We start from the raw sequence: 23031 nt of genomic DNA on the forward strand, positions 1-23031 counted from the left end.
GCTGACAGGCCGGTTGCCGTCACATCCAGATATCCGATGTGACGTCACCGCCCGGATAGCGCATTTCATGGCAGCGCGCCGGCCCGTTCGGCTCCTTGCCGAAATCGACGAGGAAATCTGAATTGATGCTCATGCCGCCATTGTCGATGTCGCAGTCGACCAGGAACATCTGAGCACCCTTTTCCTTCATGCCGGGATAGAACTGGTTGTCCCAGGACGAAAACAGCGAGGTGGTGACGTAGAGCCGTTTGCCGTCCAGCGAAAGCTGGATCATTTGCGGCGCGCCCTGCACCTCGACGCCGTTGACTTCCGGCGCCCTGCCGAGCATGCCGCCGAGCCAGACCTGTCCCGTCATTTTGGGGTTGGACCGGTCTGTGATGTCGTACTGACGCAGATCGCCATGCAGCCAGTTGGCGAAGTAGATGTACTTGTCATCCATCGAAATCAGGATGTCGGTGATGAGGCTGGGCATCGGGACCGGAAAGCCTTCGACGTCAATCGTCGGAATGTCGATGACCTTTTCGAGCTGGAACGCACCGTCATCGTCCTTCCACCAGTGGAAGACATTGGACGACAGCGTTGCTGCGAAATAGCCATGGTTCGATTCCGGATCGTGCAGACCCCGTACTTCCAGCGGGATCATGCCTTCGCCGCCGAGATCGACCGATTTGGCGATGCGCTTTCCTTCAAAGTCCCAGAAATGGACCGACTGGCCGTATTTTCCGGCCGCCACGTCGTCGAGATCGAAGCCCGGCATGAAGGTGTTGGGCGCAGCCCATTCGGAACTTACCATCATGTTGTGGCGCGGCTGATACCAGAAATCGTAATTGTAGTTCATGCCGGAGTGATCGTTTTCCCACCGGCCGACGATTTCGAATTTTTCATTCAGATGAAGGAAGCCGCCCGGCGCATTGCCGTCGGCATCGCCAAGCATCGAGATGATGATGTCGGAGCCGAGACAATGGACCGTATGAGGCCCGGAAAGGTTGGTTTTAGCCTTGATTTCGTCGCCCGACACGACCTTGTGCAGCTTCGGATTTGTCGGGTCCTGCGTGTCGATGACGTTGATGTTTGAAGTGCGCACGCCCGGCATCAAAAGAAAGCGGCGGCTCTTTGACCCGTCATGGTGACAGCTCGAGCACGCATTCCATCCAGAGTGATGCAGTTCATCCCCGATCTGGGGCATTTCCGTGCGCGCCACGACGCTCGAATAGGTTGGGCTTTCGGGGTCGACGTCAACAGTTGCCAGGTAGTCCGGTTTTTCCACTCCGGTGCCGACATAGAGCGCAACGGTGTAGAGCAGCTTTTCCCTTTCGGCCTTGATCGCTTCCTGCGGCGAGGCGTAACCGGGTCCACCATTTCCATTAACTGCCATTTGATCCTCCCGTGGTTGAGTATCCCTCTCCGTCGTTCTTTTTTGGGAGTGGAATTATGACACGCACCAGGGGAGATTCAAAATGCAGGGGCGACCGATGAAGGCGCTATCGACCCTTGAACTGGGGCCGGTTTTTGTCGAGGAAGGATTCCAGGCCATGCGGGCCGTCATGGGTGCGCATCATGCCGGAGATTCCTTGCGTTTCCTTTTCCAGCTGCGTTTCCATTGTGTCGGAATAGGCAGTCAGCAGCAATCGCTTGAGACCGCCATAGGCCTTTGTCGGCCCGCTGGCAAAGTTGGCGGCGAGTTCCTCGGCCTCCTCCATCAGCCTTGCTGCCGGCACCACTTTGTTGACGATCCCCCAGGCACAGGCCTCTTCGGCGGAAAGACGCCTGTTGGTAAAAAGCAGCTCTTTGGCACGCAGCAGCCCGACATGCTTGGCAAGATAAAATGTCGATGAGCCGTCCGGCGTCAGTCCGGATGCGGTGTAGGCGGAAACGAATTTCGCCTCTTGCGCCGCAAGCACGTAGTCGCCGGCAAGGGCGAGTGAGAACCCGCCGCCGGCCGCCGTGCCGTTCACCGCCATGACGACCGGCGCATCCATATGGGCAAAGCGTGTTATGGCCGCGTGGAGGTATGTTGCCATGCGCACCACGTGGGCGGGTTTGTCTTCGCCCTGTTCATGCATGTCCTTCAGATCCCCGCCGGCACAGAACATCCTGCCGGTTCCGGTAATGACGACAGCGCGGATCTCGGCATCGTTCGCGCAATAGACAGATGCGTGAAACAGCTCCTGTGCCATCTGCGCATTGAGGGCATTGGCGTCGTCAGGACGGTTGAGCGTGATGGTTGCGATGTTCGATGTGACGTCCAGTTTGATGGTCTCGAAGTTCATGGCAAGGCTCTCGGCAGGTCTTTGCGGTTGGCGGGAAGAAGCGTTACCCGCACCCTGCCAGAGCGGAGCGGCCTGCTCAAGTCGATGCTGCATGCAGTCCCTTATCGGAGCGATTGCCACACCCTGTTCCTTGCTGTCATATGGGAATGATTTGAACGGTTACCTGCGAGGCCGGGAGGGCAGCAATGAAGGAAAAACGACCTGTAGCGCTGGTGGTCGGTGCGGGGGACTACATCGGTTCGGCTATTGCCAAACGGTTTGCCGAAGGTGGTTTTACGGTTTGTGTGGGCCGCCGAAACGGCGACAAGCTCGCGCCTCTCGTTGGCGAAATCGAGGCAGCGGGCGGAACCGCCCACGCCTATACGCTCGACGCGCGCAACGAAGAAAACGTGCAGCAGGTCTTTGCCGATATTGAGGAAAATGTTGGCCCGCTGGAAGTGGTGATCTGCAATGTCGGCGGCAATGTGCGCTTTCCCATCCGCGAAACGACCAGCCGCGTGTTCCGCAAGGTCTGGGAAATGGCCTGCCTTGCAGGCTTTCTGTGCGGCAGGGAGGCGGCAATCCACATGGTGCCGCGTCAAAAAGGCTCGATTTTCTTTACCGGTGCAACGGCGAGCTTGCGCGGAGGGATCGGGTATGGAGCCTTTGCGAGCGCCAAGGCGGGTCAGCGGGCGCTTGCCCAGAGCATGGCGCGCGAGCTCGGTCCGCAAAATATCCACATTGCCCATCTGGTTATTGATGCGGCCGTGGATACGGCCTTTGTGCGCGAGCGTGTGAAAGAGCAGGGCGGCGATCCCGACGCGCTGCCGCCTGATACGCTGATGAATCCGGAATCCGTTGGCGAAACCTATTGGAACCTGCACCAGCAGACGCGTGACGCGTGGACCTTCGAACTGGATCTGCGGCCCTACGCGGAGAGCTGGTAGGCGCGGATATTCCTGTCGGGCAGGCACGGTGTCCGCAAAGCAAAGCCCCCGGAAGATCCGGGGGCCTGCGCAAGAAGCACGATGCCATTTGACTGAATGACTTGCCGGCATCGCACTCCAGGGAGGAAGCGGTTTAATTCGTTACCGGACCGATGACACCGTCATATTGAGGGATTTCACGATCGGAAGCATTGGCCGGTTCGATTTTCGTCCAGTTTGTACCGGCGGTCGCGATGTTGCCCGGAACATCTTCTTCCCAGAAACCGACGACGTTCTTGGTGATGTTCAAATAGAGCTTGCCGTCAACGATGCGCCACAGATGCGGGTTTGCCGGCACCTTGCCACCCTGGGCCACGCCATAGGCACAGTGGCCATCGAACTGGGGCGTGTATTTGTCCGGGTTGGCTGCAAATTTTTCGCGATTTTCGGCCGAGGAAAACGCCCATTTCGCACCGTTGTGGTCGACGGTGTAGGCGGCATTGCCGCGAACGGCCGCCGGCTGGGCTGTTCCGACCGGATTCTGTTCAAGGTCGAAATAGGCAACGACATCGTAGCCTGATACCGCATAGCCCGAACTGTCGACATATTGCTCACCAGCTAGTGCCGGAAAGGCACTGCCGGCAAGGAAAGTCAGGGCGATGGCTGTTGAGCGTAATGACATGGTGTGTCTCCCGTTTGGCTGTTCCGAAGCTATAACTACGGCTGACCATGAAAGAATGCCATTCACGGCTATACACAGTGTCGTTAGAGCTTCGTGTGTGCTGCGAACCGTGTGCAGGTGGAAGGCAAAGACCCGATTGAATTAGGGTTCGGTGCTTGACAACATGCCGCATAAGACGAAGCTATGGGGCCTACCTGTGAGCGCCTCCATGGGCAGTCGACAATAAAATTCCTATTCCAACGGGGTTGAAATTGAGAGATTTATCGCGTCCCGGACGCTCGCCGGTCCACACCACAAATGCCATGGCGGCCACGTCCCACCCGTTGGCAACCCAGGCCGCCATTCAGATTCTTCAAAAAGGCGGCAACGCGATGGATGCGGCAATCGCCGCCTGTGCCGTTCAATGCGTGGTGGAACCGGAATCGACGGGTATCGGCGGTGACTGCTTTTGTCTCTATGCGCCGGAAGGCTCGGCCGACATAATCGCCTTTAACGGCTCAGGGCGTGCTCCCGCGGCCGCATCTGTCTCGGCACTTGCGGCCAAGGGTGTTACCGAAATCGAGCGGCATTCGCCCCATGCCGTAACCATACCGGGCGCCATCGATGCCTGGTCGCGGCTGCAGGCGGACCACGGGCGCCTGCAACTGGGCGATGTCCTTGCTGCGGCGATTGATTATGCGGAAAACGGCTTTCCGGTTTCGTCGCGGGTGCATGCGGATTTCAGTGCCCAGGTGGATTTCCTGAGCGGCGATCCGATCAGTGCTTCGATTTACCTTGCGAATGGCGATGCGCCTGAAGTCGGTGCGGTCCACCGCCTACCGCTTCTTGCCAACACGCTCAGGGCCATTGCCGGAGGCGGTCGTGACGAGTTTTACAATGGCTGGATCGCACGCGATATCGTCGAGCACCTGCAAAGCCTCGGCGGACTTCACACGATGGAGGATTTCACTGGGGCCCAAGGCGAATATGTCTCTCCGATTTCGTCCGAGTTTCGCGACCGGGTAATCCATCAGTGCCCGCCCAATGGTCAGGGCGTCATCGCGCTCTTGCTTTTGAACATGATGAAGCAGTTGGACATCGATCCGGGCGGTCCGCTGACCGCGGACCGTATCCACCTTGAGATCGAGGCATGCCGCCTGGCCTACAGCGCCCGCAATAGTTACGTCGGAGATCCGGCCTTTGGCGATGTCCCTGTCGACGCGCTGCTTTCGGATGCCTATGCAAAAGAGCTGGTCGCGGCAATCGATCCGGACAGGGCCACGGTGCCGCCCGCCGACGTTGCCCTGCCGCGGCATCGCGACACGGTCTACATCACCGTTGTCGACAAGGACCGCAATGCCTGCAGTTTCATCAATACCATCTTCTTCCCCTTTGGCAGCGGCATCACGGCGCCCACATCAGGCGTGTTGCTGCAGAACCGGGGGCAGGGCTTCACCCTTGAAGAGGGGCACCCAAACTGCATTGCGCCCGGCAAACGGCCGCTGCACACGATCATACCGGCGATGGCCGTGCGGGACGGGCGTGCGGACATGTCTTTTGGCGTCATGGGCGGACAGTACCAGGCGTTCGGGCATATGCAGTTCCTGACCAGGCATTTCGACTTCGGTCTCGACCTGCAGCAGGCAATGGACCTGCCACGTTACATGGCGGACCCGTTTACCGGTGTCGTCGATCTGGAAAATGCCATTGGCGATGACATCCGGGCGGAGCTTGTCCGGCGCGGGCACGACATTGCGACGCCCGCCATGCCCATTGGCGGGTCACAGGCAATTGCCATCGACTGGCGCAGCAATGTCCTGACCGGTGCGTCCGATCCGCGCAAGGACGGGTGCGCTATTGGCTACTGAGGATCCGGGCAATGCGGATGCTGCGGCGCCCGTCGTCGAACAAAGGGGCCGTTTGTTTGCCGCGGTCTGCTGCGCCCTGTGTCTTGCCGTCATCTGGGCGACGCTCAGCCAGGATGTGGCTGCAAAGGCAACGTCCGCAGTTCTGTTCGTGATCTTCTGCGTCCTCGGGGTGTTCAGTTTCAGTCTGCGGGAAAGGGCTTTGACCACGATTGCCGTTCTGGTGACGGCGATTGCTGTCTGGCGGCTGAATGCCGATGCGCTAACCCCGATCATGCTGGACCTGTCGCGCGGAGCCTATCTTGCCGCCTTCATGATGCTGATGTCGAGCCTGCGCGATGGTGCGTTCAATTCGCGCTCCGTGCTGGAGATAGGGCGCTATCTGACCAACCAGCCGCCGAGCAGGCGCTATTTCGCCCTTCACATCGGCGGTCATTTCATCGGTACGCTGCTGAATTTCAGTGCGGTCAGCCTGCTCGGGCCGCTGGTTTTGCGCGGCGCAAAGGCAGCGCAGACACCGGACAGTCCACCTGAGCTTTTTGAGATCAGACTGCGCCGTCAGATCAGCGCGCTGAGCCGCGGATTTTCCTGGTTTAACATTTGGGCGCCGACGGCGATCGCACAGGCAGTCGTGCTGACGACGGTGCCAGGATCGAAGGCAGGAATAATCGCGCCGCTCGGGCTGATGATCGCCTTCATTTTGCTGTGGGTCGGCTGGGCTGAAGATCGCGTGACCGGACACAGGGCACGCATGCGGTTCGCGCGGCTGGGCTTCCATGTAGCAAGGAGCAAAGCGCCGCCGTTTCCTTATCGCTCGATGCTGCGCTTCCTGAGCGTTGCGGCCGGACTCGTCGGTCTCGCCCTTATGCTTTACCTCGTGAGCTCGATACAATTCGTATCCGCTATCATGATTTCCGCCGTGCCGATAACCGCAATCTGGCTGACGGTACAATCCGTAACCGGGACACCCAAAACCGCCGGGTATTTGCGCGAAAAGCTCTGGAAACTGGTGCGGATTGGAGTTCCTTCCGGAAGTCCGGAGGCGGCGACCCTGGGTCTTGCAGGTTATATCGGCATCCTTGGCGCGCGCCAGGTCGACCATGCCCGGGCGGCGGACCTTCTTTTGTCTTTCAACATGGGACCGATGGTCATTTACATCGCGGTTTCAGGCTTTATTCCGCTGGCATCGTGCATCGGCCTGCCACCGATGATGATGGTCACCTTTTTGGGCGGGCTTCTTGTGTCGATCCCGCAGCTTGGTCTTGATCCATCCATGCTGGGCCTGTCGCTGCTTGTCGGCTGGGCGCTCAACCTGACCGGATCGCCCTTCAGTGCGACATCGCTGCTCCTCAGCCGCGTCGTGGCGATACCCGGCACGCTGCATGCGTGGCGATGGAACGGGCTGTTCACGATCATGTCGTGGGTTGTTGCGGCTATTGTCATCTTCGCTGCGAGCAGGGTGATCGTTTGAGTCATGGCAGAATCCGCCGCCGTTTTATTGCCCATTGCGGGTCTGAATCAGACCGCAATCGAATGATAGAGAGCGCCTTTACCGTGTTGATTTGGAATATAAAGCCGGCATTGTAATAGCCGGATACAATGGTAGATTGCTGTCGGAATCATACCGCTATCAGGGGCAGACTGTCGCTTTCATGCTCAAGTTCATCCGATCGGAATTTGCCCTGATCCTGGGCTATATCGTTACTGCCCTTGCCTATGGACCCGGCTCTTTCCTGTTCGCTGGAGAGTTCAGCCTGCCGCTTTTTCTGGCGCTGTTTGCAGCACTTTTCATTGTTATGCTGCTCTTGTCCTTTTCGGCCGTGCGGCACGCCGATCACCTGGCCGAGCTATTGGGCGAGCCCTACGGAACGCTGATCCTGACCATCGCGGTCATCACTATCGAAGTGGCGCTGATTTCCGCCATCATGCTGAGTGGAGATGCGGCACCGACGCTTGCGCGCGACACCATGATGGCGGTGCTGATGATCGTCATGAATGGCGTTGTCGGGATCGTGCTGCTTGTCGGCGGGTTCCATCACAGCGAGCAGGAATACAATCTGCGCGGGGCAGTCGCGTTTCTAACGGTTCTGGTCACGCTGGCGACCATGACACTGATCCTGCCCAATTTTACCGAATCCACGCCTGATCCGAGCCTCAACAGGATCCAGTCAGAGTGGTTTGCGCTCATTACGATCGTCCTTTATGCGACCTTTCTGGCTATCCAGACCGTGCGGCACCGCTCCTTCTTCGTTCAGCCGGGAAGGGAGGATGGCGACGAGGAGCACCATGATGTATCCGGTAGTGGATCGGTGCAATATCACGCGGTGCTTTTGGTTCTGACCCTTATTCCGGCTGTGCTTTTGTCCAAAAAACTTGCCGTGCTGGTCGATTTCGGGATTGGTACCTGGAGTTTGCCGGTCGCTCTCGGCGGTATTGTGATCGCGAGCCTCGTGCTGGCGCCGGAGGCGCTGGCCGCTTTCCACTCAGCGCGCCAGAACTACCTGCAGCGCGCCGTCAATATCTGTCTTGGTTCGGCGCTTGCGACGATCGGACTGACCGTGCCGGCGGTTCTGGTGATATCCATCTATTCCGGCCAGGAAATCCAGTTGGGTGTCGGCAATACCGATATGACGCTGCTTCTTCTGACAATGTTCGTCAGCGCGCTGACCTTTGGTGGCGTACGCACCAACATGCTGCAGGGTGCGGTGCACCTTGTCATTTTCCTGGTTTACCTCGTGTTGATCTTCAATCCCTAGGCGGATGCGGTTTACGCCGTGGAACGCGCGCGCGTGTGCGGCATAATTGCGCTGCCTCCAAAAATGCACGCTTTGCGATTGAATTCGCAAACGCTTTGCCGATAATGGCGGGCACGGTGATTTGGCTGAGATTGGGAATTTCGCGATGCTTGATTTGACTGATCCGATCATACTGGCCCGCATACAATTCGCATTTACGGTTTCCTTCCACATCATATTCCCGGCCACCTCGATCGGCCTTGCAAGCTTTCTCGCCTTCGTTCAGTGGCGCTGGCTGAGAACACGCGAAGAGGTCTATCTGACACTCTTTGATTACTGGATCAAACCCTTTGCTGTTGTCTTCGGAATGGGCGTCGTCTCCGGCCTGATGATGAGCTATCAGTTCGGAACCAACTGGAGCGTGTTCAGCGACAAGGCCGGTCCGGTTATCGGACCGCTGATCGGATATGAAGTGATGACGGCGTTCTTCGTCGAAGCAGGATTTCTTGGCGTCATGCTGTTCGGCCGCGACAGGGTCGGTCCCGGTCTGCACTTTTTTGCAACCTTCACGGTTGCAGCCGGAACGCTCATTTCGGCTTTCTGGATCCTGAGCGTCAACAGCTGGATGCAGACGCCAGCCGGTTACGGCATGAACGAGGCCGGCCAGTATATTCCGGAAGACTGGATGAAGGTCATTTTCAATCCGTCTTTCCCGTATCGTTTTGTCCACATGGTCTTTGCGGCCTATCTGACCGTGGCGCTGCTGGTCGCGGCGACAGGCGGCTATCACCTGCTGCGCAGCCGCGATAACCAGACGGCCCGCAAGATGTTCTCAATGGCCATGTGGTTCATCGCCATACTGGCGCCACTGCAGATTCTTGCCGGCGACCAGCAGGGGCTGAATACATATGAGCACCAGCCGGCCAAGGTCGCGGCGCTTGAGGGGCACTTCAGGTCGCAGGCGGCAGCGCCCGAATATCTGATTGGATGGCCGAACATGGAGACGGGTGAGATCGACTATGCGGTTTCTATTCCGTATCTTGGCTCCTGGATCTTAACGCATGACTTTAACGCCGAGATCATCGGGCTTGATCAGTTTCCAAGAGAGGACTGGCCCAATGTCCATATACTTTTCTGGTCGTTCCGGATCATGGTCGGCCTCGGGTTTTTGTTCCTTGGTCTGGGCATATGGGGCCTGGTGCAGCGCTATCGCGGGCGATTTTTCGAAAGCCCGGCTCTCGCACGCTTTGCCCTGATATTGGGGCCGGGCGGCTACATCGCGGTTCTGTGCGGATGGGTAACGACGGAGGTCGGGCGTCAGCCCTATACAATCTATGGCCTGTTGCGGACATCGGATTCCGTATCTCCTATTGCGTTGCCGGCCGTCGGCACATCGCTTGCGGCCATCGTCGTGATTTACATTTTCATCTTCGGTCTCGGCGCCTACTACACGTTGCGCCTGTTGTCGAAGGATCCGCCTGACAGCCCTGTGCCTCAGACACGCGGAATTCTGGATCAGGGTGGAAACCGCGCGGTACGGATCATCCGCCTGCTGATACCTGGTAGGGGGGCGCAGTAATGGACCTCGCACTGATTTGGGCCCTTGTCATTGCAACCGCTGTTTTTGTCTATGTTGCGCTGGATGGGTTTGACCTCGGCATCGGTATTCTCTTCCCGCTGCTGCGCGATGAAGAAGAACGCGACATGGCCATTGGCGCCATCGCTCCGGTGTGGGACGGCAACGAGACTTGGCTGATCCTCGGCGGCGGCGGCCTGCTTGCGGTGTTCCCGCTTGCCTATGCCGTTATCTTCCCGGCGCTCTACGTGCCGCTCATCGTCATGCTGCTGGCGTTGGTATTCAGGGGCGTCGCTTTCGAATACCGGGTGCATTCAGAGCGTCACAAATGGTATTGGGACCATGCTTTTTTTGGCGGATCGCTTGTCGCCGCATTTGCGCAAGGGATTTCCCTCGGTGCGTGGCTGCAGGGAATCGATGTGGTGGACCGCGCCTATAGCGGTGGCTGGTGGAACTGGCTGAGCCCGTTTTCCGTCGCCACCGGCCTGGCGCTGGTCTGCGGTTATTCGCTTCTTGGTGCGGCCTGGATCAACCTGAAAACCGAAGGCGTGCTGCACGCGCGGGCGCAGACATTCATCATGCCGCTGGCGGTCGCGACCATTGCTTTCATTATCGCGGTCAGCCTGTGGACGCCATTCCTCAATGAACGATATGCCGCGCGCTGGTTTACCTGGCCGACGATGATCTATGCACTGCCGGTGCCGTTGTTCGTCGCTGCCACCATCCTGGCCTTGTGGCAGTCACTGAAAAAGGGCTGGGCGCTGCGTGCTTTCCTGTCTGTCGAACTGCTGTTTTTGCTGTGTTATATCGGTCTGGGGGTCAGTGTTTGGCCTGATATCGTGCCCACCAGCGTATCGATTCACGAAGCTGCGGCACCCGACAAAAGTCTCGGCTTCCTGCTTGTCGGTGCCGTTGTTCTGGTACCTTTGATCCTGATTTATACGGCCGCCGCCTACTGGATCTTCAGGGGTAAGGTGAAACATGGCGGCTACACACATTGATTGGCGGCCAGGCATGAAGGACGACCAATCCCGCGCGCCCAGCGTGTCTTTATGGCGCCGGCTCTTCTGGTTCGCTCTTTATTGGTGCCTTGGTGTCGCGGCATTAGCAGCCGTCGGCTACGTGCTTCGGTCTTTGTTCTTTCCGTCGTAACTGGCGTGCCTCAGTTTGAACCGCAATGCATCTGACCGGTCGTCGGGTTGCGGTGACAATTGTTGCCGCCTCCGCCGCCGCTGCGCTGGGTGGCGATAATTCCGGTTATGATGGCGCCGGCAATCGCAGCCGCTGCGGCCGCATCCGCCGCGTTGTTACGCGAAGACGGTGTGTTTCTTCTGGCCGTATTCGCACCCTTCGGCGGATAGCAGTAGAACTGACCGTTCGACAGCAGCTTGCCCGAATACCAGCCTGCACCATACTGGCTGCGACACTGCGTATTGCGCGCCGTCTTGCCCATATAACAATTGTAGCTGCCATCCTTGCGGGCCTTGCCCGCGTAGTAGCCGCTGCCGTAATCGCGGCGGCAGGCGGCATTTCTGCCTGCTTTCGACAATTGGCAATTAAACGTGCCGTTGTATCGCACTTTCGTGGCAACCCAGCCGCCGCCCTTGTTGTTCTTGTTGCACCAGGCATTGGCCGTCGCCCGGTTCGGCAGGCAAAAGAAGCTGCCGTCCTCACCGACCTTGCCGGCGCTGTAGCCCGATCCGTATTCAGCCTTGCAATCTGCATTGGCGCGGGCTGCCACGATTTCAGGATCCTTTGCCTCGCAATCGGAGATAATGGCAGGTATTGCGGCTCCCTTGTCGATCAAGGCACGGGTTGGTTTCTTGAGCGAAGCGATCTGCGCCTTGAATTTGTTCAGCCGCTCGTAATCGCACGCTGCCATGGCGGCATCGATCTTGTCCAACGCGCCGATGACTCTTTGGACCTTGGAAATACCAACAGCAACGCGCTGGCGCTGGCCTTCGCAGCCCGCCTTGTCGCCAAGATCGTCATAGGCGGATTTGGCACGGTGCAGGTCCGAAAGGGCACTTCCCAGGCGCCCGGCCTTTACCGCCTCCTTGGCCTGCCTGAAAGATGTGTCCGCCCGTTCGACAAGGCTTTTGATACCCGTCAAATTCCGCTGCAGCGGATCAAGTGTTGGATGTTTGACGCCGGCAGCATTTTGCAAGGCTGCATTGATCACGCTGGCATCGCATGATTTTGCAGCCTTGTCCGCATTTTGCGCGATTTTGTCTACCTGCTCTGCAATGGCTGTATTGCGCGCTGCCACAGTCTCGGCAATCTCGGCGCATTCGCCCGCTTCGATCGCACCATAGGCGGTTTCAGCAGCGCCAAGGTCGCCGGCATCCAAAAGCGCGTCGGCGGCGGTGAGGGCCTCCTTCGGTGCGGCACAGGGATCGACCTTCACGACTTCAGATTTGTCACGCAGAAGTTCGGACTTGATTAGATTGCCCTTTCCTTCACGGATGTACTGGCAAATCTTGACTGCCGTAACGCCTTCCTTCGGGAAGATCTCCTTCCGGTCTATTGCGCGGGTGTAGGCAACGCAGCGTTCGATGATCTGGGCGTCGTCACGCATCTGCTGTGTTTCTCCCCCTGCCAGCTCGATCATCTTTTCGTGCAGTCCCCAGGCGGCCTGCATGCCGATATCCATGACATTGGTTGCGCCGCGGTTGATTGCCTGTCCGGTCTCGGTGTTGGCGAGCACCCATTCGCCGCCGTGGCGCGTCAGTACCCAGGTGCCGAAGGCGGCAGCGACAGGCGGATATTTTTCCATGAGTATGCCCAGCATGCCTGATTCAATGAGGGCTTGAGAGGATGCGGCCGCCTTCTCGAACAGGGCATCGGCCTCGGCTTCGGGTGTAGACGGATCCATGGCTTTGTTGATCGATTCAATGACTGTCTTGAGTTCGGAGCCGGCCATATAGACGTCGGCACCGACCCCGATACCGCCAAGGGCGGTCAATGCAGCGTTGCCCGCGGCCTTGAAGCCGTTTTTCAGTTTTGCCACCTTCGAAAGATCGTCAGCCGAACCGGCGGCCTTGCGTGCTGCGTCATCGAGCTGTCCGGCGCCCTTCAGATCGTCGGCAGCGGCGAGACCGGTCCGGCGTTTTCCGATAGCTTCGGCCACCTCATCGGCAAATCCGCTGTGCTTGCTCTTTATGCGCTCCATTGCCTTGGCGCGCTCACCCTCGGGGAGACGATCCATCAGCTCGGCAACCCTGTTGGCGGCCTGGGCTTTGAATTTCGGATTTGCCTCGGCCGCGTCGGCCAGTGTGTCCGTCATGTCGCCGATCGCCTTGGATAGTGAATTATCGGCGACCTGATAGGCGTCGCGAATGTTCTTGGAGTTCTTCCAGGAGCGCTTTGACCCCTTCTTGGCGGCTGATGCGATAGAGCGGTCGCGTGGCGGCAGTCCTTCCTGGGCGCGCAGAAAATCCTCGGCGCTTTCAATGCGTGAGATGTATTTTTGCTGTTGCGCCATGGCACGGAAGGCTTCCGCACGTTTCTTCGGATCGCTGAAATTTGAAGGATCTGAGAGCAATTTATCCAGCAACTTGCCCTTCTTTCGGCGAAAATCGTCCATTTCCTCCGTATAGGCGGTGATATGCTCCATCGTTATTTTCGGGCGCTCGTCCACTGGCATGCGGGAAATGCGTTCGTAATCGGCCGCCAGGGGGCGTTTGTATGCATCGTTGTTGAGTCTCGAGATTTCCTCGAATTGCTCTGGTGACACCTTGCTCGGATCGGCCATGAAATCGGTATCGAGCTTGTTGTGCCAGTCCTTGCGCGTCTCGTCGAGAAGCCCGTTCTTTTCCAGATAATCATTGACCCGGTTGTTGTAGCCCTCCTGCATCTGGGTGATCTGTTCGGGCCTTTCGACAACGGTAATGTAGTCGGAATCCGTTCCGGGGCTGTAGACATCCGAATTGCTCACCTGCGGAGTGAAGTCGGCTTTCGCGTCCGTTGCCGCCGCACTGGCGAAGGCCTCGTTGGTCTTCGCGTAATCTGACTGGGCGGCCTGATAGACGGAATCCGCAATTTCATCGTTCAATGCGGCAGCGTTGATGTCGTCATTGTATTTAAACAGCAGCGCCCGGTCGTAATCGGACAGGTTCGATGCGTCACCGCCGACTGCGACATTTGCATGCAGCCGCTTGAGCGCGTCATGCACGTTGGCGGGAAGTATGTTTTGAGCTGATGCAGTTGTGACCGATGCAATCTGGACGACGGCGACTGCGAACAGCACGGCAATCGCCAGCGCGACAGCCCGCGCCCATAATGTTTGAGCAATCGCGGATTTCGGATTCAACATGGCACCAGCCTCCTTCTGCCCGCAGAGGTCGGCGGCAGGGAAAGCCTACAGTGCTAATTTGGCAGGGCTTGACCCAATCCAGGCCTCATTCCAGGCACGCTGTTCATTATACAGCAGTTTGCCGGACGTGTCTTTTGCCGGCAATTCATGCCACGGCGGCTATTTTTCGATGCAAATTCAAGCGATTGCACGTGCGGCTTAATCGAGAGAGGTGAAATCCTCCAGTTCGCCGAGGCCAAGATCGTCAGCGGCAATCGCGGGCGCGCTGGAAGGTGCGGCGCCGGATGGTGCCGTATTGTCTGCAGTTCTGGCGGTTTCGCGCTCCCGTTTGCCCTTTTCCGCAGCCGCGCTGATGGCTTTGCGGGTCTGGGGTCCGAAGGCCGCATCGATCGCGCCATAGTAAACGCCGTAGTTCTTGAGCTGTTGCTGAAGATGGCGCCGGAACGTTTTTGACCAGCGGTCCGATTGGGTGGTCATCTTGTCGATGGCGAATTCGTCGCCGCTTTTGAGACTGATGAAAATGAGCTCGGCTGCCCTTTGCGAGTCTTTTGCGACCGTATTGCCGTTCTCGTACATGATGGCAAGGTTATAGGCGCTGCCGGTTTCGCCGTTGGCAAGCGCCTTTTCGTACCACTGACGGGCGCTGACATCGTCTTCAGCCGTACCCCAGCCGAGATCATAGCGGGTCGCTGTATTGACCATTGCACCGGCAAGACCGGCTTCCGCCGCCTGCTTGTACCAGTAGAAGGCCTCGCGGTCATTCTTTTGCGTTCCAAGGCCATCGCCATACATGAAAGCCACCAGTTCCATCGCGCGTGCCTGGCCCGCCTCTGCTGCCTTCAGCAGATACCGGTGCGCCTTTTGCGGGTCTTTGCCGACATTCTCATCGAAGCGGTAGAGCCAGCCGAGGCTGAGGAGGGAGGGGCCGTGGCCGAGGTCCGCGGCCCTTTTGTAAAGTTCAAGAGCCTTATCAATGTCGGTTTGCACATTATTGCCGGTGCGATAGGCGTCTCCAAGGATCCCCATGGCATCCGTATCGCCCGCATCAACAGCGGCATTGAGCCAGCGTAGCGCCTCCTGCGGGTCGGGATCGCCCACACGGCCGCTCAGATAAAGACTGTAGAGAGAGCGCATGGCATAGGTGTCACCGGCTTTTGCAGCGGCAATATTGTCGCGCAAATAGGCCCCGACTGTGACCGCAATCGTTCTTCGCTGCCCGTTTCGTATGATATTCAGTTCCAATTCGGTTCCGGCCGGGATGTCTTTGACAATATTGAGAAACCCAAGCATGTCGGCGACCGGAAAACCCCCGACTTCAAGCACCAGGTCACCAGGCCGAAGTCCCGCCCTGTCGCTCGGGCCGCCCTCGACAACGGTGCTGACCAGGGCGCCGCGCGGGGCGCCCAAACCCATCTGCCTGGCGGCGGCAGGCGTCAGGTTTGCAATCTGCAAACCCACATAGCCAATGTCATTTTCGATTGGCTGTGCCTCCGTGTCGACGGTTTCCACTCGGGGCTCGTCTGCCGGTACGCCTGCTTGTGCCGGAGTTTCGAGCGCCTGGCCGGGTGTGTCGGCTGCACCCTTTGCGGCGCCCGTCAGTTTCTTGACGCGAATGCGCGCGAGCGCTGCAAAACTGCCATCGGGAAAAGTCTCCAGATAGGCCTCGTATTCGGCGGGGTCGGTGCTGTCCTTGATGCTGTTCCAAAACGCAATTTCGGCAGCAGAGTCCTGAGCCTGAACGACGGCCGGACAGGCAGCGACGCACAGCGTTAAAGCCAGCAGTGCCGTACGGAGACGCATGATATTCGCCCCATTGTTTTTTGTATTTTGTCACCGGCGACAGTGCATTGCAACGCACGCGCCATTTCAAAAGACCTAGATAGATATGGCCTTCACCGGCATAACCAGCCGTGTAAACTGCCAGAATCTGAACGGTTCAGGGCTTTCCAATGCCGCGAAACCCTATTCGGAAAGCGCGTTCTTCCTTTCCAGAAGGGCCTGCGACAGTTTTTGCGCGTCACTGCAGTCAATGCGTTTCATCTCGCGAACTGACATGGTTGATTTGTCGGTGCCGGAATAGGTGTGGATGTAGAGCAACAGGTCCATGTCGCGCAGTCGCGCGGTATCGAGTCCGCCACCGGGATAACCGAATGTCAGCGTGCCCGACACAGGATCGTATGCGCCGTGTTGAAAGACCGGACCATTCACAAAACTCATTTGCCTGTTCCACTCGAAAAGCGAGCCGAAAACAAGGTAATCCGTGTCCTTGATGCGATTGAAAAGCAACAGGGAATTCTCATGGATGATGGTGGCGCTCTTGGGATCGGAACTGTCCAGTTCCAAAGACGTAGGGGGATAGTCCTCCGAAAGCCAGCAACCAACCATATCGTCGAGCCCATCGGCGTTTGCCGGAAAAGTCATGATTATGGCCAGAAGTGCCGCCAGCATCGGGAATTGCAGTCTTGTCTCAGTCGGCGTCCATCTGAATTTCATTCCACCTCCGGCGATGTATCAGAAAGTGTGTTGGTCCGGAAAATACAACTTTCATCATGTTTTGTCCCTTATTTTCTGGTAGTTTCACGCCGGCCATTGAATGCGGAACAAATTTTGTTTTTTGACACTCAGGAGGGCAGGGCATGATTGAGACGACCATCGACAGAGAAAACAATCTGATCATTGCCACTGCCCGTGACACGCTGGTGGAGATGGATTTCAATAATTTCTCCGACTGTATAAACGACTACATCAACTCCACCGACCGGGCCCCAAGCATTGTTTTGAATGCAGAGGAACTGCCGCACTGGAAGAATTCCGCCGCGCTCTTCGCGCACATAAAGCTAGTCCGCAATCATCAGAAAATACTGCCGAAGGTCGCGCTGGTCAGCGACAATTCGGCACTGTCGCTCATGCCTTTGCTGGTGGATCTGTTTGTCAAAGCGAAGGTCCGTCACTTTCATCAGTGCGATTTCGACAAGGCGATCGCCTGGGCGTCCAAGGTCGATGACGACCGTTCCGCCATTAAGATGATCAACGGCCTGCCGGCAGATGTGGTGGCTTATGAGGTGGTCGGTACGCTGACTTCGCGCGATTACCAGGAAATCCTGACACCGCTGGTCGACGACAAACTCAAAGTACACGACAAGATCAAGATACTGGTTGTTCTGGGCGAAGCCTTTGACGGCGCGACTGCATCCGCGATGTGGGACGACACGCGACTGGGACTGAGCCACATCACTGCGTTTTCAAAACTGGCGGTCGTGTCGGATATCGGCTGGGTTCGCCAGGGAGCCAAGATATTCGGACCGCTTATCCCGGCGCAATTGCACGTGTTTGAGAACAACAGGATCGACGATGCGAAAGAATGGATTAAATCCTGACGCGGGATTTACTCGCCGACGCGGCCAAAATTGAATATAAATATATATATGTGCCGGCTTACCTTGCCCGTCGGCGGACGATAACTGTCATGGAGGATCGCGCCATGGCGATTCCATTTAACGCCAACCTGTCGGTCATACCGGAGGTCGTTGCGTTTTTCGACGAAGACTCGAACACGATATCCTATATCGTGCGCGACCCCGGCTCACGTGCCTGCGCGATTGTCGATGCCGTGATGGAAATCGACTATGCGGCTGGCCGCCTCAGCTTTGACGGCGCGGATGCCATGATCGCCAGGATCAGGCAGGAAGACTGGGAACTCGAATGGCTGATCGAGACCCATATTCACGCCGATCATCTTTCCGGCGCGCCCTATATCCAGGAGAAGCTCGGCGGCAAGATCGGCATCGGCGATCAGGTTACCGAGGTTCAGAACACGTTCGGCAAAATCTTCAACGAAGGCACGGAATTCCAGCGGGACGGGTCGCAATTTGACCGCCTGTTTAGCGATGGCGACAGCTATGAAATCGGCGGAATGACAGCGCATGTCATGCACACGCCCGGCCACACGCCCGCCTGCATGACCCATGTGGTGGGCAATGCGGCCTTTGTCGGCGACACGTTGTTCATGCCGGATGGCGGCTCGGCCCGGGCGGATTTTCCCGGTGGCGATGCGCGCGTGCTCTACCGCTCGGTGCGACGGGTGCTGGAACTGCCAGGGGAGACACGGCTCTTCATGTGTCATGATTACGGGCCGAACGGTCGCGAAATCCGCTGGGAAACGACGGTCGACGACGAGCGTGCGCATAATATCCATGTCCGCGACGGGATTGACGAGGACACGTTTGTTGCCATGCGCGAGGCGCGTGATGAGACCCTGGCGATGCCCAAGCTGATTATCCCATCGCTACAGGTCAATATGCGGGCCGGCAAGCTGCCGCCGGCGGATGAGGAGGGCGATGTCTTCCTGAAGGTTCCGATCAACAAGCTTTAGAGTCTGTCCCTGAGCGAATAATAGAGCATGGCGAGCGCGAGCAGCGGCGTGCGCATAGCCGTTCCGCCGGGGAAACGTGGAGTGGGCACCGATGCCATGAGGTCAAACCGCGATGCGGTGCCGATTATTGCTTCGCTGGCAAGCTTGCCGCACAGCGTCGCCGTTCCAATGCCGTGGCCGGAATAACCGGACGCCGACAAAAGATTGGGCGCCAACCGGACAAGATAGGGCATTCTGTTGGGTGTTACGCCGAGCGTTCCGCCCCAGCCAAAGTCGATCCTGACGTCTTCTAGCTGGGGGTAGACGCGCAGCATGTATTTGCGCACGAAGGACTTGATATCTGCTGGAAACCTGTATCCGTAGTTTTCGCCGCCGCCGAACAGCAGCCGGTTTTCCTCCGATAACCGATAGTAGTTCACGACGTTGCGTGAATCGGCCACGGCGGCATTGTTGGCGATAAGCGCATGTGCCTGATCATCGTTCAGCGGTTCGGTCGCGATGATGAAATTGTTGATGGGCATCACGCGTTCGGCAACGGGCGGACTGAGATTTCCGAGGTAACCATTGCAGGCGAGCAGTGCGAAACGGGCTCGTACAGCACCACGATCGGTTCTGATGCGGGTCTTGTCGCCGGTGTCGATGTCAACGACTTTTGTGTGTTCAAAAATGCGCGCACCTGCATCGGCAGCCGCACGGCACAGGCCGATCGCGTAGTTGAGAGGGTGCAGATGACCGGCACCGATGTCGAGGGTGCCTCCATAGTAGCTGTTCGAGGCGACCAGAGCGCGTACTTCATCCTGGTCGATGAAGCGGATTTGCTCATAACCGTATTCATCGCGCAGCTTGTCCGCATAGTTCCTGCTGTCTTCGACATATCGGCGGCGATGGTCGAGGTACATGATACCGGCGCGGTAGGTACAGTCGATGGCGTGTTTTTCAATCAGGTCATGGACAAGCCGTTTGGCTTCTTCCGCCAGATCCCACAGCTGACGGGCCTTTTGGTGACCGAGCATTTCCTCGAGTCTTTCCTGATCCAGCCTTTGACCGGAGCCGAGCTGGCCACCGTTCCGCCCCGAAGCGCCCCAGCCGGCCCGATGCGCTTCAACAACAACGACATCGAGACCCTGCTCCGCGCAATGAAGTGCCGCCGAAAGGCCGGTGTAGCCGGCACCGACGATGCAGACATCGCAATCGATATCGCCATCAATCCGCGGATGTTCGACCATCGCACGTGCTGTTGCGGCATAATAGCTGTCCGGGTGGCGTCCCGGTTTGTCATTGGCGGTCAGAAGATCCAAATCTATTCTCGTATCAAGCTTTTCGGTGCCATGATTTTGGCCGTCTCATAGCGCAGAATGTGTGGCAAGTGGATCGCCGATTGTAAACGATCTTTAAAATTTGCCGGGCTTCGGCCGGCGCAGGTTTGAATTGACTGCAACGGTGGTTGACCGCATCGAGCTCCGATCGCGCGCACTGATTGTCATGAGGGGCTTTACATCCGGGTGCCAAACGAGACATACTACTCAGTATGTTGTAATTATAAAGCTGTGTGCGATCGCGCACCGGGGAGGCTCAAATGGGATATCTGGATAGTTTGTTTTCGGTCGCCGGAAAGACGGCGCTGGTCACCGGTGGTGCGACTGGTATCGGAAGGATGGTCGCTGCGGGCCTGGTGCAGGGCGGTGCGACCGTGCTGATCGCTTCACGCAAGGGCGAGGCCTGCGAAGCCGTGGCCGCGGAACTCAACGCGCTGGATGCTCCCGGATCCGCCGTCGGATTTGCCGGTGACGTAGGTACCGATGAAGGAATTGCAGCTTTGGTTGCCGAGGTGAAACAGCGCACCGACAAACTACACATCCTGGTCAACAATGCCGGCGTGACCTGGGGCGAGCCGCTTGGGACATTCCCGCACATGGCCTGGCACAAGGTCATGAATATCAATGTCGGCGGCCTGTTCACCCTTACGCGCGACCTGCTGCCGCTGCTTGATGCCGCCTCATCCGATGATGATCCGGCCCGTATCATCAATCTCGGATCAGTCATGGGCACCCAGCCGGTTGCCGAAGGCGCCTATTCCTATTCCGCGTCGAAGGCGGCGGTTCACCATCTGACCAGGATCCTCGCCAATGAGTTTGCGAAGCGGCGCATAACCGTCAACGCCTTTGCGCCTGGACCGTTCCAGAGCAAGATGACTGCCTTTGCGACAGCATCTGATGAACAGGCGAAAAAGGTCGGTGGTGGCGTTCCGCTCGGCCGTATCGGATCTCCGGACGACATCGCTGCGGCGACGCTGTATCTTTGCGGCAAGAGCGGATCATTCGTCACCGGAACCATTTTGCCGCTGGATGGCGGCCTTTCGGTCTACAGCAATATGGGTCTGTTCTCGCACGCTCTCGACTGAGGACGGGAACGACATATTGCCGGGAACCGGTTGTCACGGGAAACAATGCACTGTTCCCTTTGACCGGGAGGAAATGCCGACATGAATATCTCGAATGATCTTGATATCGCTCCACTGGGTGCCGAGCTCGAAGCAGCCATCGACGGGTTTTCCGGCCTGCGGGAGGTTTCCAAGTTCAATACCGGACAGTCAAACCCGACCTATCTGCTGACTGCAGACAGCGGACAGTATGTCCTGCGTTCCAAACCCCCCGGAAAATTGTTGAAGTCGGCGCACCAGGTCGACCGCGAGTTCCGGGTTATGCGCGCGCTCAAGGGAAGCGGGGTTCCGGTTCCCGGAATGCTCTATCTGTCCGCCGAAGACTCCTCCATCGGCCGGATGTTCTTTGTCATGGAGTATCTTCAGGGACGCATTTTCTGGCAACCGGATCTGCCGGAGTGCGAGCCGGATGAGCGGGGGATGATCTACGACGCCATGAATGAGGCGCTCGCTGCGCTGCACGGTGTCGATCCAGAAGCGGTCGGACTTTCCGATTTCGGCAAACCCGGGAATTATTTCGAGCGGCAGCTCAGTCGCTGGACGAAACAGTACCGTGCAAGCGAGACCCAGACGATCAGCGACATGGACCTGCTCATTCCGTGGCTTGAGGAACATCTGCCGCTGGATGAAGGGCAGGTGTCGCTTGTGCATGGCGACTACCGGATCGACAATATGATCTTTGCGCCAGATGAGCCGAAAATCATGGCCGTTCTCGACTGGGAGCTTTCGACGCTCGGCCATCCACTGGCAGACCTTGCTTATCAATGCATGCAGTGGCGGCTTCCGCACAATACTGGTTTCAGGGGCCTCGGCGGGCTCGACCGCAAAGAGATCGGGCTGCCGACCGAGGAAGAATATGTCGCTGCCTATTGTCGCCGGCGGAACATTGAAGCAATCGAACATTGGCCGTTTTATCTCGCGTTTTCGTTCTTCCGGCTGGCGGCGATCCTGCAGGGCGTTCTCAAGCGCGCACTGGATGGGAACGCATCCAATCCGCAAAGAGCCAGGGAAATGGCCATGGCCGTGCCGGTGATGGCGGCAATGGCGATGGAAATTACAAAAGGGAGGAGCTGAGTTGGCAGGTCTATTTCAAGGAGCGGTGGTGCTCGTCACAGGCGCATCCGGTGGCTTCGGCAGCGCCGCCGCACGGCGTTACGCATCCGAAGGCGCGCAGCTGGTTCTGTCCGACTACAGCAAGGAAGCGCTGGACGCGATTGCGGGAGAAATCAGCAATGACACCGGCTGCGATATTGCCACGCTTTCCGGCGATATCACCGACGAGAGCCTTTCGGAGCGGCTCGTCGCGCTTGCGATTGAACGGTTCGGCCGCCTCGACGTGGCGCTCAACAATGCCGGCATTGCGCAAAGTGCCTTTGAAAAAATGCCGAAGACCTCATCCGATGAGGCGCGCCGCATTTTCGACGTCGATCTGGTCGGCATGTTCTATGCGCTGAAATACCAGCTTCCGGTGATGGAAAAGCAGTTTCGGGAAACCGGTGCGGGCGGATCGATCGTCAATGTTGCCTCCGTCGCGGGGGTCACGGGCGCGTCCGGCCTTGCCGTCTATGCGGCGGCGAAACACGGCGTTGTCGGTCTGACTCGGTCCGTCGCACAGGAATATGCGCGGCTTGGCGTCAGGATCAATGCCGTCTGTCCGTCATTCGCACGCACGCCGATGGCAACTGAAATGCTTGGTGTCGAAGTGAAAGGTAAGGTGGTGACCGAAGAACAGATGGTGCGCGGTATTCCAATGGGGCGGCTTGCCGAGGTGGACGAGGTCGTTGAGACGTTCATTTTTGCCTCGTCGCCGGCGAACAGCTTCATGACCGGTCAGACCCTGCATGTGGATGGCGGCCTGACCGGTTACTAGATGTGAGCTTCAAATAGGTTGT

18 protein-coding genes are annotated in these 23031 nt (G+C 58.0%); 11 read left to right on the forward strand and 7 right to left on the reverse strand.

The window, feature by feature from the left end; all coding sequences use genetic code 11:
* Positions 1–19 precede the first annotated feature (19 nt).
* Complete coding sequence (locus ABVT35_RS25755) at positions 20–1375, reverse strand: selenium-binding family protein (protein WP_368470476.1); 1356 nt, start codon at positions 1373–1375, stop codon at positions 20–22.
* Between the two features lie 106 nt (positions 1376–1481).
* On the reverse strand, positions 1482–2363 hold the full coding sequence (locus ABVT35_RS25760) for an enoyl-CoA hydratase/isomerase family protein (RefSeq protein WP_368470477.1): 882 nt from the start codon (positions 2361–2363) through the stop codon (positions 1482–1484).
* Positions 2364–2455: 92 nt separating this feature from the next.
* Here ABVT35_RS25760 and ABVT35_RS25765 point away from each other — a divergent pair, with 92 nt between their 5' ends.
* A complete protein-coding gene (locus ABVT35_RS25765; RefSeq protein WP_368470478.1) occupies positions 2456–3196 on the forward strand; it encodes an SDR family oxidoreductase in 741 nt (246 codons plus the stop codon).
* A 133-nt stretch (positions 3197–3329) separates the two neighbouring features.
* On the opposite strand, the gene ABVT35_RS25770 is transcribed toward ABVT35_RS25765, so the two are convergent.
* A complete protein-coding gene (locus tag ABVT35_RS25770) occupies positions 3330–3857 on the reverse strand; it encodes a YHS domain-containing (seleno)protein (protein ID WP_368470479.1) in 528 nt (175 codons plus the stop codon).
* A gap of 251 nt (positions 3858–4108) precedes the next feature.
* On the opposite strand from ABVT35_RS25770, the gene ggt reads away from it, so the two are divergent.
* From ggt to cydB, 5 genes are all read left to right on the forward strand, one after another.
* Positions 4109–5704, forward strand: coding sequence for a gamma-glutamyltransferase (gene ggt / locus ABVT35_RS25775; protein ID WP_368470480.1), 1596 nt, complete (start codon positions 4109–4111; stop codon positions 5702–5704).
* The gene (locus ABVT35_RS25780) at positions 5694–7172 is read left to right on the forward strand and encodes a hypothetical protein (protein WP_368470482.1); all 1479 of its coding nucleotides are present in this window, start codon (positions 5694–5696) and stop codon (positions 7170–7172) included. Before ggt ends, ABVT35_RS25780 begins: the two co-directional genes overlap by 11 nt.
* Before the next feature lie 136 nt (positions 7173–7308).
* Positions 7309–8457 (forward strand): calcium:proton antiporter, encoded by a 1149-nt coding sequence (locus ABVT35_RS25785; RefSeq protein WP_368470484.1) that lies wholly within the window; start codon positions 7309–7311, stop codon positions 8455–8457.
* A gap of 145 nt (positions 8458–8602) precedes the next feature.
* Positions 8603–10015 (forward strand): cytochrome ubiquinol oxidase subunit I, encoded by a 1413-nt coding sequence (locus ABVT35_RS25790; protein WP_368470485.1) that lies wholly within the window; start codon positions 8603–8605, stop codon positions 10013–10015.
* On the forward strand, positions 10015–11013 hold the full coding sequence (cydB, locus tag ABVT35_RS25795) for a cytochrome d ubiquinol oxidase subunit II (RefSeq protein WP_368470487.1): 999 nt from the start codon (positions 10015–10017) through the stop codon (positions 11011–11013). The genes ABVT35_RS25790 and cydB overlap by 1 nt, the downstream gene beginning before the upstream one ends.
* 161 nt (positions 11014–11174) lie before the next feature.
* On the opposite strand, the gene ABVT35_RS25800 is transcribed toward cydB, so the two are convergent.
* From ABVT35_RS25800 to ABVT35_RS25810, 3 genes are all read right to left on the reverse strand, one after another.
* Positions 11175–14327 (reverse strand): hypothetical protein, encoded by a 3153-nt coding sequence (locus ABVT35_RS25800; RefSeq protein WP_368470488.1) that lies wholly within the window; start codon positions 14325–14327, stop codon positions 11175–11177.
* A gap of 198 nt (positions 14328–14525) precedes the next feature.
* The gene (locus ABVT35_RS25805) at positions 14526–16127 is read right to left on the reverse strand and encodes a PDZ domain-containing protein (RefSeq protein WP_368470489.1); all 1602 of its coding nucleotides are present in this window, start codon (positions 16125–16127) and stop codon (positions 14526–14528) included.
* Positions 16128–16289: 162 nt separating this feature from the next.
* Entirely contained in the window at positions 16290–16820 is a 531-nt protein-coding gene (locus ABVT35_RS25810) for a hypothetical protein (protein WP_368470490.1), read from the reverse strand.
* Between the two features lie 143 nt (positions 16821–16963).
* On the opposite strand from ABVT35_RS25810, the gene ABVT35_RS25815 reads away from it, so the two are divergent.
* Both ABVT35_RS25815 and ABVT35_RS25820 read left to right on the forward strand, forming a co-directional pair.
* Positions 16964–17704 carry an STAS/SEC14 domain-containing protein gene (locus tag ABVT35_RS25815; protein WP_368470491.1) on the forward strand — a complete coding sequence of 247 codons (741 nt, stop codon included), beginning with the start codon at positions 16964–16966 and terminating at the stop codon, positions 17702–17704.
* A 104-nt stretch (positions 17705–17808) separates the two neighbouring features.
* The gene (locus ABVT35_RS25820; RefSeq protein ID WP_368470492.1) at positions 17809–18699 is read left to right on the forward strand and encodes an MBL fold metallo-hydrolase; all 891 of its coding nucleotides are present in this window, start codon (positions 17809–17811) and stop codon (positions 18697–18699) included.
* Here ABVT35_RS25820 and ABVT35_RS25825 read toward each other — a convergent pair.
* On the reverse strand, positions 18696–19997 hold the full coding sequence (locus ABVT35_RS25825; protein ID WP_368470494.1) for an NAD(P)/FAD-dependent oxidoreductase: 1302 nt from the start codon (positions 19995–19997) through the stop codon (positions 18696–18698). The two genes, ABVT35_RS25820 and ABVT35_RS25825, sit on opposite strands and share 4 nt — an antisense overlap.
* Positions 19998–20275: 278 nt before the next feature.
* On the opposite strand from ABVT35_RS25825, the gene ABVT35_RS25830 reads away from it, so the two are divergent.
* The 3 genes from ABVT35_RS25830 to ABVT35_RS25840 all read left to right on the forward strand — a co-directional run bounded on the left by ABVT35_RS25830 (position 20276) and on the right by ABVT35_RS25840 (position 23009).
* Complete coding sequence (locus tag ABVT35_RS25830; protein ID WP_368470495.1) at positions 20276–21100, forward strand: SDR family oxidoreductase; 825 nt, start codon at positions 20276–20278, stop codon at positions 21098–21100.
* An 81-nt stretch (positions 21101–21181) separates the two neighbouring features.
* Positions 21182–22213 carry a phosphotransferase family protein gene (locus ABVT35_RS25835; protein WP_368470496.1) on the forward strand — a complete coding sequence of 344 codons (1032 nt, stop codon included), beginning with the start codon at positions 21182–21184 and terminating at the stop codon, positions 22211–22213.
* Between the two features lies 1 nt (position 22214).
* The gene (locus tag ABVT35_RS25840; protein ID WP_368470497.1) at positions 22215–23009 is read left to right on the forward strand and encodes an SDR family NAD(P)-dependent oxidoreductase; all 795 of its coding nucleotides are present in this window, start codon (positions 22215–22217) and stop codon (positions 23007–23009) included.
* Positions 23010–23031: the final 22 nt, after the last annotated feature.

Origin of the sequence: Hoeflea sp. TYP-13 (assembly GCF_040932035.1) — a bacterium.
Lineage (GTDB): Bacteria > Pseudomonadota > Alphaproteobacteria > Rhizobiales > Rhizobiaceae > Hoeflea_A.